General features: G+C 66.0%; 8 protein-coding genes. 2 read left to right on the top strand and 6 right to left on the bottom strand.

Annotation, left to right across the window (positions count from 1 at the left end; genetic code table 11):
• Positions 1 to 129: 129 nt before the first annotated feature.
• The 5 genes from surE to GV001_RS11570 form a co-directional block, all read right to left on the bottom strand.
• The gene (gene surE, locus GV001_RS11590) at positions 130 to 1,119 is read right to left on the bottom strand and encodes a 5'/3'-nucleotidase SurE (protein ID WP_160079926.1); all 990 of its coding nucleotides are present in this window, start codon (positions 1,117 to 1,119) and stop codon (positions 130 to 132) included.
• 646 nt (positions 1,120 to 1,765) lie between these two features.
• Positions 1,766 to 3,166, bottom strand: a complete 1,401-nt coding sequence (locus GV001_RS11585) for a DUF1329 domain-containing protein (RefSeq protein WP_160079924.1) — start codon at positions 3,164 to 3,166, stop codon at positions 1,766 to 1,768.
• 17 nt (positions 3,167 to 3,183) lie between these two features.
• Positions 3,184 to 4,767 carry a DUF1302 domain-containing protein gene (locus GV001_RS11580; RefSeq protein WP_160079922.1) on the bottom strand — a complete coding sequence of 528 codons (1,584 nt, stop codon included), beginning with the start codon at positions 4,765 to 4,767 and terminating at the stop codon, positions 3,184 to 3,186.
• Positions 4,768 to 5,082: 315 nt separating this feature from the next.
• Entirely contained in the window at positions 5,083 to 7,488 is a 2,406-nt protein-coding gene (locus tag GV001_RS11575; protein WP_218583012.1) for an RND family transporter, read from the bottom strand.
• Between the two features lie 17 nt (positions 7,489 to 7,505).
• Positions 7,506 to 8,564: a YCF48-related protein gene (locus tag GV001_RS11570; protein ID WP_160079920.1), complete on the bottom strand. Its 1,059-nt coding sequence runs from the start codon at positions 8,562 to 8,564 to the stop codon at positions 7,506 to 7,508.
• 381 nt (positions 8,565 to 8,945) lie between these two features.
• On the opposite strand from GV001_RS11570, the gene GV001_RS11565 reads away from it, so the two are divergent.
• Both GV001_RS11565 and GV001_RS11560 read left to right on the top strand, forming a co-directional pair.
• Positions 8,946 to 10,688: an FAD-dependent oxidoreductase gene (locus tag GV001_RS11565; RefSeq protein WP_256664905.1), complete on the top strand. Its 1,743-nt coding sequence runs from the start codon at positions 8,946 to 8,948 to the stop codon at positions 10,686 to 10,688.
• Between the two features lie 24 nt (positions 10,689 to 10,712).
• A complete protein-coding gene (locus GV001_RS11560; protein ID WP_160079916.1) occupies positions 10,713 to 11,591 on the top strand; it encodes an SDR family NAD(P)-dependent oxidoreductase in 879 nt (292 codons plus the stop codon).
• A 39-nt stretch (positions 11,592 to 11,630) separates the two neighbouring features.
• Here GV001_RS11560 and GV001_RS11555 read toward each other — a convergent pair whose 3' ends face one another.
• Complete coding sequence (locus tag GV001_RS11555; RefSeq protein ID WP_160079914.1) at positions 11,631 to 12,389, bottom strand: SDR family NAD(P)-dependent oxidoreductase; 759 nt, start codon at positions 12,387 to 12,389, stop codon at positions 11,631 to 11,633.
• Positions 12,390 to 12,391: the final 2 nt, after the last annotated feature.

The following is a 12,391-nucleotide window of genomic DNA, read 5'->3' as shown; positions in this document are numbered from 1 at the left end:
ATAAAGCAGCACAAGCCAACAGGTCGGCAGGATCGCTGGGCTTATCGCGTGACAGCGACATAAAAAACCCCGGAACCATAGGTGCCGGGGTTTCTACTATTGCGCCTGAATCAGGGCGTCAGACCATCATCAGGGTGTCAGCCCCTCGAGCATCTGCTGGGTTTGCTTGTGCAGCGCAGCAGGGGCGGTCAGATTGCCGTCAATCACAGTGATCACCGCCTTGCCGGCAAACAACTGGTAAGCGTCAGCGCGCTGTTGCTCGGCAGTCGGTGTCGCCGGCGCCACCAGGTTGACCCGCACTACCCCATCGCCACCGCGCTGGGCCTGGAAGCCGACCATGCCCCAGTCGCCGATCGGTGCATAGCTGACGCCCGTCACCTCAGCCGCTTCGCGGGCCGGGTAGTTGATGTTCAGCCCCGTGGTACCAGGCAGCCCCAGCACGTTCAGCTCGCAGAACGGCTGCGACTTGTTCTGACTTCTGCTGCACTGCTGCTTGGCGGTGGCGCCTGCGGCGCTGGCCTTCTCGATCACCTTGGCGGTGAAATTGGCCGTGTCGTCCAGCGCATTGAGGGTCTTCAGATGACCGGCCTGCTGATCGCGCATGATCAGCTCGAGGTCGATGGCGGTGGACACCGCAATCGCCGGAATGCCCTTGAACATGGCACGTACGGCGGCATTCACCGTGCCGGACATCTGCGTCAATGGGCCGACGTTGTCGCCGAAGTTGCTGCCGGAAACCACCAGGTCCGGCGGGTTGTCCTTGAGCACCACATCAAGACCCACGTTGACCGCATCCACCGGGGTGCCGATGGCCATGTTCTTACCGGTCGGGGTGGTGAAGCCGGCGGGAGCGCCAACGCAGTATTTGCCGGCAGCCAGCTCGGTCATGGCCAGGGCCTGGCCGGGGCTGACCACGCTGGCTGCGCCGATGCCACTGTTGTCCTTGTCTGGCGCGACCAGGGTGACCTGGTGGCCGGCGCCTACCAGTGCCTGGTACAGCGCAGCGATGCCCGGGGCGCGGCAACCGTCGTCGTTGGTCAGCAGGATGTTCAAGGCATGAGCCGGTTGCGCCAGGGCCACGGCGGCCAGGGTCAGGGAAGTGGCAAGCAGATTTCTCATTGTTATTGTCTCCACGAGGTTTAGCCGAAGGGTAAGAAGGCCCACCAGGCTATCGAGCGGTATGACAGACGCAGGATCACCTTGGGCCCGGGTTGAATAACCAGCGCCTGTGCACAACCAGGCGCTGGCCGCTCAATTACGGATCTGTGGCTGGATGAGGGATGCGGCTAAGCCACTGCCTGGTCGCCCAGACGCAGACCACCGGTGCCATGCAAGTAGTGGTCAAGCCACTTGAGGTTGGTCTTGGCGAGGCAACCGGCGCGATCGCAGGCGTTGGCATTGGCGCCGCTGCTCATGGCCCTGTCGCGGGAGGCCAGCCCCAGGGGGCACAGGGCTAGGCCCGGGCGAGGGGCGGTGCGCAAGGCGAGTGAGGCGAGTCTTATTTCTATCATGTCGTCCTCTTACCTGGCCGGAGTCATCCTGACCGTCAGGGGGAATGGGAGGTACGGACGTGACTATGTGGTCATGCCTTGAGTGCCACATCGTCCAAGCGGACTAAGTGAAAAAATACCCATCGGGATGGCGGCAGCAGATCGGCCTCAGGGCGCCGCAAACAAGACAGCCTGTCAGGGTTGCCCCTGACAGGCTGTGCGGTGACACTCAGATTGCCCCCCTGTACTAGGAGAGAGCTCCGCTTCTTAGCGGATCAGCGACCCCAGCGAGCCGCCGCCTCGGCGCTGAACATGGCCGGCGTCCAGTTTTCCTTGGTCTCCAGAGTCGGCGCACCGATCTCGTTGGCGATGTTGTCCACCAGGTAGGCGCCGGAGATCAGGTCATGATGCGCGGCGATGCCCCAGTAGGGTGTCTGCGACTCGTAGGCCCACATCCAGTTGCCCAGCACGGTGCGCCACAGCTGGCCGCGGCCGTCGTACTGGTCGGACAGTGCCGAGCCCCAGGTGTCTTCCTGGATATAGAACACGCGCTTGGCGTACTGGTGACGGAAGCCGGGCTTGAGGGTCGCCTCCAGCACCCAGACGCGCTGCAGCTCGAAGCGCATGAGCTCGGTGTTGACATGGCCCTTGTGCTTGATCAGGTCGGCGATCTTCACGTCAGCCTGGTTGGTGCGGAAGGCGTTCCAGGGAATGTAGATTTCGCGCTTGCCGACGATCTTCCAGTCGTAACGCTCGGGCGAGCCGTTGAACATATGGTGCTCGTCGACGGTGCGGAAACCACCGGCACCCTGCGGCATGTCGAAGCCGAACGACGGCGCCTGGCGCACGCGGCGAGTACCGGGGTTGTAGATGTACACGTCACGCGGCAAGGTCTTGTAGTTGAAGGTCTCCCGCGTTGAATACACCGTGCCCTTGTCGCGCAGCGGCAGGTGGGTCTTCTGGATGGTCAGCGACTGGATACCGCCGTAAGGCGGGGTGAAGTCGGCGGTGTCGCGCAGCGCCCCCGGCTCGGAACGCACACCGAGGTACCTGTTCTCTATCTTGCCCCAGGCCTGGTTGCCGTCCGGGTAGACCACCACGTCCTGGGTGGTCAGCTCGGTCTTGTGCGGCTGCGGGCCAGTGTTGTTGATGTTCCACAGCAGCTCCAGGCCGGTCTGCGGAAGCGGGAACGGGTTGGAGCCGGTCACCGCCTTGAGGCCGAGGCCGTCGTCGACCAGCTCGGCGCTGGTGGCGTTCTTCTTGAAGGCCTCGCAGACCCAGTCCGGGAAACGGAAGTCGCGGTGGCTGGTGTACACCGGCATCTTGAAGGTATCCGGGTACTTCTTGAACAGCGCCTTCTGCCCCTCGCTGAGCTTGTCGGCGTACTGTTCCATGTTCTGCGCGGTGATGGTGAACAGCGGCTTCTCGCCGGCATAGGGGTCCGGCCAGAACTGGCCGGTGCCCTCATGCTTGATGTGCTCAGGGGCGCCCAGCCACTTGCCGGAGAACGCCGGGATGCTGCCGTCGGCATTACCCGCCTGCTCGGCGCCGGAGCAGGTCAGGTCCTGGCCCAGGCGGGCAGCCTCTTCGGGGGAAACCTTGGCCGATACGGCCTGGCTGAATGCGCAAAGGATGCCTGCACTGAGCAGGCTGGCACGGAAAAGAGTCGTCTTCATTTCTGTTGCTCCCGCTCTTACAGGTTGTACTTGAAGTTGATGGAAACGAAGTCACGATCGGCCAGCGGGCGCTCCAGCTGGTCGGCCGAACCGAGGTAGGCGTTATAGGTGGTACCCACTTCGAAGTTGTTCAGGTATTTGAACTTGGCGCCGAGGCTGGCGCGGGCGTCGCCATCGCCGCCGAAGCCGAAGGTGCCGACGGAGGACTGGTTGAAGGCATGGCCGTAGCTGAACGGCACGTCCAGGTCCCAGCCGTTGAACACGTTCGGGTAGGTCAGGGTCACCAGGAACTGGCCGAACTGGGCATTGCGGTCATTGGCGAGGGCGTCGACGCCGCCGTCGTCCACATCGTTGATGTGCAGGGCGCCAAATTCGCCGGCGAAGGAGGCCTGCGGCGCGATCCAGCTGTCGCCCCAGGTCTTCAGCAGCGACACCTGCGCCTGGGTCGCCTCGCCGCGCGACACGCCGGTCTTGGTATACAGCGACAGGCCGTCCTTGTAGCTGACCTCGCCGGACACCTGCCAGTCACCGATCCGGGTGGAGAGGCTGGCGCCGGTCAGGTCGACATCCTCGAAGTACTTGAGGCTGTAGGTACCCGTGAAGGTGGCAGGATCGAAGTTGGCCAGCAGGCTCGGCGTACGCTCGTGATAGCGCAACCGGTAGGCCCCCACCTCGGTATAGGCGGTGAGCTTGTAGCGTGCGCCGACGCCCCACTCGCCGCCGTCGCGGGCATTGTCGGTCTCGGTGCGGGTGAAGGCTGCACCCGGAATCCAAACCGGGGCGCCTGGGGCCAGAGGCCCTTCGCTGATGCGCAGGTACTGGCCACCCGGGCCGATCATGTCGGCGTAGGAGAAGTACTCGCCGGCCGGCGACAGCTCGTAGGGGTGGTTCTTGAACTGGTAGTAGCCGAGCAGAGTCCAGTCGCTGAACGAGAAGCGACCGGAAGCCTGCAGTTCGGGAAGGAGGATTTCCTTGATCTCGGTGCCGGGGATGTTGGCCTTGGTCGCGTCGACCGGCCCCTGCACCCCGGAAATGCCGGAGATGAACAGGCTCTCGCCCCAGGCGACGACCTGGTTGCCGAGACGCATATCGAGGAAACCACTGTCGCCAATGGTGGTGCCGCCATATGCATAGGCATCCAGCAGGCGGGTGCGGCTGCCAACGCGGTCTTCGGCCTCGGAGCTGAACTCGTTGACATCACCGAGTTTGTTGATGCTGTCCGGTGAGTGGTTGTCGTTCTTGCGGTTGTAGGCGAAGTCGTAGAACGAAGAACCACGCAACATCAGGCCATAGTCGCCCTTGTGAATGTCCATTTCCGCGAGGAGGCTGGCGCGGTTGTTGAAGAAGCTGCCGCGATCGAAGTTGCGGTTGCCGTCATCGCCGTTGATGTTGCTCAGCAGTTCATGCGATTGCTTTTCGGCACGCATGTTCAGGCCGTAGTTGAAGGTGGTGAGATAGTCGACTTCGATGCCGTCGCCGAACTCGAAGGAGCCGGCCTGGGCACCCGGCATCGCCAGCACGCTCACGGCGCAGCCCAGCAGGCTCAGTTTGAAATGATGCGGCAAGCAGGACACGCCACGTTTCTTGTATTTGTAATTCATCAGTTCAACCCCTCGGGGAGGATCTTGGTTGTTGTTGTCTGATACGCCATTTGCATCTCGGCAGACCGGTCTCTTGCAAGGCGCACGGTCGTTGGCTGCAGTCTCGACAAGCGCACGCTCAGGTCGAGTAACTGCATGATTACCTGCCCAAAAAACGCTCACATACCTAGTTCGGACTAGGCAGATCGAGCGCTTTACGCTTGAGCAAGAGCACCTTTTGCGCGCACGAAATCCCCCTCTGCGCCTCGTACTGGCGCGGACTCGGAGTGATTGGAAATGCCGAGGGCTGCCCGCCATGGGCAGCCCGGGCGGCACTCAGGCGGATGGCAGTACGGTGGGCAGCTTGCTCGCGTGGCGCTCGCCACCCACGTTCAGCCAACAGGCCAGGGCCGGCAGCAGCAGCACGGCGCCGAACACATTCACCAGGAACATGAAGGCCAGCAGGATGCCCATGTCGGCCTGGAACTTCAGCGGCGAGAATGCCCAGGTGGCCACCCCGATCGACATGGTCACCGCGGTGAATATCGCCGCCGTGCCGCGCTGGCGCATGGCCTCGTAGAACGCCATGCGCAGGTCCTGGCCCTCGTGCTCGATCTGGTGCTTGACCCGCTCGAACAGGTAGATGCCGTAGTCGACCCCCACCCCGACCCCCAGGGCCACCACCGGCAGGGTCGCCACCTTGAGACCGATGCCCAGCATGGCCATCAGCGCGTTGCACAGCACCGACACCACCGCCAGCGGCGCGATGATGCACAGCACGGCCTTCCAGGAGCGGAACATCAGGAAGCACATCAGGGTGATGGCGCCGAAGATCGCCACCAGCATCTCCACCTCGGCCTGCTCCACCGCCTCGTTGGTCGCCGCCATCACCCCGGCGTTGCCGCCGGCCAGGCGGAAGGCGTCCGCCACCTGGAACTCGACGGCGCGGCCGGCCTCATCGGTCTTCGGCTGCTCGGCGATGAAGCGCTTGATCTCCTCGGTCAGGTGATGGAGGGTCGCGCCTTCGTGGTCCTTGGTATAGATCAGCACCTGCATCGCCGTGCAGCCCTGGGTATTCATGCCCAAGTCCGGGTTGTAGGCCTCTGCGCCCTGCTGCAGGGCCTGGCTGCTGCGCGGCAGCGCCGCCCAGCGCGGGTTGCCTTCGTTGTTGGCGCTGATGCCCACCTTGGCGATGTCCGGCACGCTGACCACCGACTGTACCCCCTGCACGCCGCGCATGAAGGTGGCGAAGCGGTCGACCGCATTCATCACCGAGTAATGCAGGCAGGCGTCGCCTTCGAAGCCCTTGGCCTCGACCACCACGCTGAGCACGTCCACACCGATGGCGTAGCTGCCGACGATGCTGGCGTTATCCCGGTTGTAGCGCGAATCCTCGCGAAACTCGGGCGCGCCGCTGCCGATATCGCCGACCACCAGCTTGCGCGACTCGACAACCCCTACGCCGAGCAGGCCCAGACAGACCGCGGCAACCAGGAGCGCAGTGCCCGGCCGGGTCACGGCCGACAGCCGCCACCAGAAGGGGTTGCGCTTGCCGGCCAGGGTGCCGGTACGGTATGCGGAGCGCTCCAGGCGCATCCCGGATAGCAGGATCGGCAGCATCATCTTATTGGTGATGATCATCAGCAGAACGCCAAGGCAGGCGGTGATGCCCAGCTCGCGCACGCTGTCGATCTGGATGCGCATGATCACCGCAAAGCCCAGCGCGTTGGCCAACAGCGCCAGGGCACCCGGGACGAAGATGCGGCGGAACGAGCTGTGCGCCGCGGCCAGCGAGTCCGCCCCCTCCAGCACCTCCAGCTTCCAGGCGTTGGTCATCTGTACCGCATGGGAGACGCCGATGGAGAAGATCAGGAAGGGCACCAGAATCGACATCGGATCGATGCCGTAGCCCAAGAGAGGCAGCAGGCCGAGCAGCCAGATCACCGGCAGTACGGCCACCACCAGGGCCAGCAGGGTCATGCGCAGCGAGCGACAGTAGGCGAACAACAGCGCCGCCGTGATGGCGAAAGCCAGCAGGAAGAACACGAACACCCCGGACAGGCCGCTGACGACATCGCCGATCAGCACCGGAAAGCCGATGATGTTGACCTCGATCTGCTCGCTGGCGTACTTGGTGCGCACCGCTTCGAGCGCCTTGGCGATTTCCACGTAGTCGACCTTCGCGCCGGTCTCGGGGTTGATTTCCTGCAGGTCGGCGCGGATCAGCGCGCCACGCAGGTCACCCTGCACCAGGCGGCCGATGACCCCGGCACGCGCCACGTTGCGGCGCACCAGCGCCAGGTCCTGTGGCGTACCGGCGAAGCGCGCCGGCACCACCACGTCGCCGTAGAATCCCTGCTCGGTGACCTCGATGAAGCGGGTATCGGGGGTGAACAGGGAGGACACGCGGGTGCGATCGACACCGGGAATGAAGAAGACCTCGTCGGTCGCCTCGCGCAGGGCCTTGAGGAATTCGAGGTTGTAGATGTCGCCCTCGCCCTTCCAGCGCAGGTTTACCAGCACGCGGTTGGCCCCGGGGAAGGCCTTCTGGTATTCGGTGAAGGTCTGCATATACGGGTGCTGCAGTGGGATCATCTTGTAGAAGCCGGGGTCCAGCTTGATGCGCGTGGCAGTCGTGGCGAATACCCCGGTCAACAGGATGAACAGAAGCAGCAACCAGCGGCGATTAGCCATGAGCAGGTCGGCGCAGCGGTCAACCAACTGGACATTCTTGTTGTTCATGATCGAGTCCGCTCGTGTCAGTGGGTCTGGGGTTCGGCCGGTGCACCGGCCAGGCTGATGCCGGCCTGCCCGGTGAAGATCAGCCGGCCATCGGCCAGCTCGGCGACGCTGGAGAGGCTGCTGCCGCCCCCGTCGTTCAGGCGCTTGAAGGTCCGGCCCGCATCCCGGGACTCGGTGACCACGCCCCCTTCCCCGACCAGCACCACCCGGCCATCCTGGGTACGAGTGCCGCCGTACAGCGACAGGGCGGTATCGGCATCGACCTCGTGCCAGGTTGCACCGAAGTCCTGGGTCCGGAACGCCTTGCCGCGCATGCCGTACACCAACCAGTCACTGGCCGACAGCGCGATCAGCCCGAAGAAGCTGCCGTTGTAGAAGTCGGGGAGACGTTCCCAGCTCTTGCCGCCATCGGCGGAGCGGGCAACCAGGCCGGTCTCCCCCACCACCATCAGGCGCTGCCCGCCATCGCCGGCGATACCGTAGAGATGACGGTCGCCCAGGCCGGTGTCGAATTGCTGCCAGGTCTTGCCCTGGTCGCTCGACACCAGGAAGCGCCCGAAACTGCCGGTCGCGAACAGCGGGCCTTGCGCACGACCCCACACACTCATCAGTGCATCGCCGGTGTCTGCGTCGAAGTTGACCTCCTGCCAGCTCTGTCCGGCGTCTTCGCTGCGCAGGATCCAGCCGTCATGACCGACCGCCAGGCCCAGCGTTTGGCTCGCGAAAAACACCTGGGTCAGACTCGAACCGCGCTGGGGAGACACCGCCGCCTCACGCCACGGCTGCCCGGGGCTCTTGCTGGAGAACAGGTGCCCCAGCTCGCCGACGGCGATCAGGCGCTGGCCATCGAGTTGCGCCACACCATTGATCAGCATGAGTTGCGGCTGGGCGGTACTGGGCGAAAACGCCGGACTGGGGCGAGGCAGGAACGAAGTGACCGTGCCCATCGCCACCAATCCGACGATGAATAGCCCGAACCAGGTGCGCGAACGACTGGGCGAGTGCCGGACGTCGACCTTCACGGGCGCTGGCATGTGCAAGGTCGATTTTTTTTTGATTGTTGTGGCTGGCTGCATAATTCCTCCTCATCGACCCAGTCCCGCCCGTTCAGAGCGAACGGCGGCACCGGGGTTAGGTGGACTCTGACGAGGCGAAAGGGGGCGCACATCGTCCGATCAGACAAGGCCGGCATCACTCATCCATCGCCGGGACGCTGCCGGCGACAGGGGCAGGCGCAGCGCGGCCTTCTCGGGGCATCGAACCCGGTCCCTCGTGCATAGGGAGCAGCAGGAACGGCCTGCCTCGGGCCCCAAAAAACCGCCAGGACGCGGCGCCAGCGCTAGTCCCAACGGACGATGCCACCCCCCGTGCGCCCACCAACAATCGCTCGCATACCCCGGAGCGAGTCAGCTCGCCCGGTCCCTGACAGTTGCGTGAAGTCCACGAGGAGATGGCCCTTGAACGAATCCCCGAAGGTTGGCGAGGCAAGATGTGACGTACTGGTGGTCGGCTCCGGAGCGGGCGCCCTGTGCGCCGCGCTGCGGGCCCGCGACCACGGCCTGGACGTGCTGGTGATCGAGAAGAGCGAGCAGTACGGCGGCACCTCGGCGGTTTCCGGCGGCGGCATCTGGATTCCCAACAACCACCGCATCGCCACCCTCGGCGGTGAGGACAGCCCCGAGGACGCCCTGCGCTACCTGCGCAACGTGGTCGGCGCGGACTTCGACGAGCAGCGCCTGCGCGCCTATGTCGAGAACGGCCGGCGGATGGTCGAGTACCTGGCGCATAACACCCGCGTGCAGTTCGAAGCCCAGGCGCAGTACGCCGACTACTACCCGGAAACCGACGGCGGCAAACCCGGCTACCGCTCCATGGACCCCCTGCCCTTCGATGCCCGCGAGCTGGGTGAAGAGTTCCTGCGCATGCGCGCGCCCACCCCGGCCACGCTGATGATGGGGCGCATGTCGATGACCATGAAGGAGGCCAGGGTCATGCTCTGCCGCGGCCCCGGCTGGATCGGCATGACCGCCAAGGTGATGTGGCGCTACTGGAGCGACTGGCGCGGCCGCCGGCTGTCGCGCCGCGACCGCTTCCTGACCCTGGGCAATGCCCTGATCGGCGCCCTGCGCCGCTCGCTGATGGATCGCGACGTACCGCTGTGGCTGAACTGCGCGCTGGAAGAGCTGCTGGTGGAAGGTGATCGCGTGGTCGGCGTGCTGGCCAGTCGCGACGGCCAGAGCCTGCGCATCCGCGCGCGTCACGGGGTGATCCTGGCGGCCGGCGGCTTCGAGCGTGACCCGGCGATGCGCGCGCAGTACCTGCCCAAGCCGAGCCAGTGCGACTGGAGCGCCACCCCACCGCACAACAACACCGGCGACGCCATCCGCGCCGGCCAGGGCGTCGGCGCGGCCACCGCGCTGATGGCGCATGGCTGGTGGGCGCCGACCACCCGTGTCGAGGGCGAGGATCGCCAGCGCCCGATCTTCGTCGAGCGCGCCCTGCCCGGCTGCATCCTGGTGGATGCCGCCGGCCGGCGTTTCGTCAACGAGGCCGCACCCTACACCGACATCGTCTACGCCATGTACGGCAACGATGCTCCGGCCCACCGCAGCGTGCCCTGCTGGATGCTGTTCGACGCCGACTTCCGCCACAAGTACCCCTGCGGCGGCCTGTTGCCGGGCTACGCCATGCCCGATAGTCGCCTGTCCGAGAACCTGCGCCGCTCCATGCACAAGGCCGACAGCCTGGCCGAACTGGCCGGCTTGATCGGCGTCGATGGCGCCGGCCTGCAAGCCACGGTGGCGCGCTTCAACCCCATGGCCGAGGCCGGCGACGACCAGGACTTTGGCAAGGGCAAGTCGGCCTTCGACCGCTACTACGGCGACCCGGGCGTACTGCCCAACCCGTGCCTGGCGCCGCTGCACAAGGCGCCCTTCTATGCCATCCGCATCGATGCCGGCGATATCGGCACCAAGGGCGGCCTGTGCACCGATGCCCATGCCCGCGTGCTGCGCGCGGACGGCAGCGCCATCGCCGGGCTGTATGCCATCGGCAACTGCGCCGCCTCGCCGATGGGCAAAACCTATCCCGGCGCCGGCGCCACCCTGGGCCCGGCCATGGTGTTCGGCTACCAGGCCGCCAACCACCTGCACCAGGCCAGCCTGCAACCCACCGGCGCGCCTGCGCTGGCCAATGACTGAAGCGCGCACCAGGAGAATGCCCCAATGAATCCAACACAACCCCAGATCGCCCTGATCACCGGCGCCAGCCGTGGCGTCGGCAAGGGCATCGCCATCGCCCTCGGCGCTGCCGGCATGACGGTTTACCTGAGCGGCCGCTCGGCCGAGCGCAGCAACAGCCGGCTGCGCGGGCAGATCCTGCCCGGCAGCCTGGCGGAAACCGCCGAGGCGGTGACCCGCGCCGGCGGCCAGGGCATCGCCGTGCCCTGCGACCATGGCGACGACGAGCAGGTGCGCGCGCTGTTCGCGCGCATCGAGGCCGAGCAGGGCCGCCTCGACCTGCTGGTCAACAACGCCGCCTTTATCCACGAGAACCTGATCGACCCCGGTCCGTTCTGGGAGAAGTCGCTGCAGATGGTCGACATCCTCGATATCGGCCTGCGCTCGGCCTATGTGGCCAGCTATCACGCCGCGCCGCTACTGCTGCGCAACGGCCGCGGGCTGATCGCCTTCGTCTCTTCCTATGGCGCCGGCTGCTACATGCACGGCCCGGCCTATGGCGCGCAGAAGGCGGGAGTCGACAAGTTCGCCGCCGATATGGCGGTGGATCTGGAAGGCAGCAGCGTGAGCACCGCCTCGCTGTGGCTCGGCCCGCAGCGCACCGAGCGCACCGCCATCGCCGGCGCCGAACGGGCCGACCAGTACGAGGCGTTTCTGGCCAACGCCGAGACACCGGAGTTCAACGGCCGGGTGATCCACGCCCTGCTCAACGACCCCGAGCGCATGAGCCTGTCCGGGCAGACCCTGATCACCGCCGAGCTGGCGCTGCGTTATGGCATCAGCGAAGCCGAGGGGCGCCAGCCGCCGTCCTACCGCGAGATGCTCGGCGCGCCGCGCCAGCAGCATCCGGCGCGGGTGATCTGAACCCGCGCGCCGTCGCCTGCGGGCGACGGCGCACGAACTTCAGCCCCAGTAGGCCTGGCCGCCATCGAGTGGCAGGGTGGCGCCGGTCAGGTAGCCCGCCTGCTCGCCGACCAGGAAGACCACGGCCCGGCCGATGTCCTGCTCGCAGTCGCCGACCCGGCGCAGCGGGATGCTGGCGCAGAAGTCCCGGGCCTCCTCCGGGTTGTCCTCCATCCAGCCGCGCAAGCCCGGCGACAGCGCATGCGGGGCGATCACATTGACCCGGATGCCATCCACGCCCCACTCGCAGGCGGCGGCGCGGCTGAGGGCGCGAATCGCCTCCTTGGTCGCTGCGTAATGGCCGTAGCCGCTGGCATCCCAGCGCACCGCCGCCGAGGAGGCCAGGTTGACCACCGCACCGTCGCCCTTCAGATAGGGGTAGCAGGCGCGCATCAGGCGCAGCGTGGCCAGCGGCCCGGAGTCGAGGCCCTGCCTGAAGGCCTCGTCACTGACCTCCAGGATGCGCCCGAGCGGGACTATCTGCGCGTTGTTGACCAGGATCTGCAGGCTGCCATAGGCCGCCACCACCTTATCGACGCAGTGCAGGATGGCCGCACCGTCCGTCACGTCGCACGGCACCACCAGGGCCTCGCCGCCGCGCGCCTGGATCTGCGCCCGGGTGCCTTCCAGGGACGCGCGGGTACGGCCAACCAGCGCCACCCGGGCGCCGGCCTCGGCCAGCGCCAGGGCAATGCCCTGGCCGACCCCCTGACCGGCGCCGGTGACCAGCGCCGTCTTGCCATTGAGCAGGTTCTGCATGT

It is taken from the genome of Pseudomonas sp. 8AS (assembly GCF_902506505.1).
Taxonomy (GTDB): Bacteria; Pseudomonadota; Gammaproteobacteria; order Pseudomonadales; family Pseudomonadaceae; genus Aquipseudomonas.
Note: the sequence above shows the minus strand (reverse complement) of the source record. Positions and strands in the feature narration are given on the sequence as shown.

Excerpts from the sequence above, each read along its gene's own strand:
- surE (WP_160079926.1), bottom strand. The coding sequence starts at position 1,119 with ATGAGAAATCTGCTTGCCACTTCCCTGACCCTGGCCGCCGTGGCCCTG.
- GV001_RS11585 (WP_160079924.1), bottom strand. The coding sequence starts at position 3,166 with ATGAAGACGACTCTTTTCCGTGCCAGCCTGCTCAGTGCAGGCATCCTT.
- GV001_RS11580 (WP_160079922.1), bottom strand. The coding sequence starts at position 4,767 with ATGAATTACAAATACAAGAAACGTGGCGTGTCCTGCTTGCCGCATCAT.
- GV001_RS11575 (WP_218583012.1), bottom strand. The coding sequence starts at position 7,488 with ATGAACAACAAGAATGTCCAGTTGGTTGACCGCTGCGCCGACCTGCTC.
- GV001_RS11570 (WP_160079920.1), bottom strand. The coding sequence starts at position 8,564 with ATGCAGCCAGCCACAACAATCAAAAAAAAATCGACCTTGCACATGCCA.
- GV001_RS11560 (WP_160079916.1), top strand. The coding sequence starts at position 10,713 with ATGAATCCAACACAACCCCAGATCGCCCTGATCACCGGCGCCAGCCGT.
- GV001_RS11555 (WP_160079914.1), bottom strand. The coding sequence starts at position 12,389 with ATGCAGAACCTGCTCAATGGCAAGACGGCGCTGGTCACCGGCGCCGGT.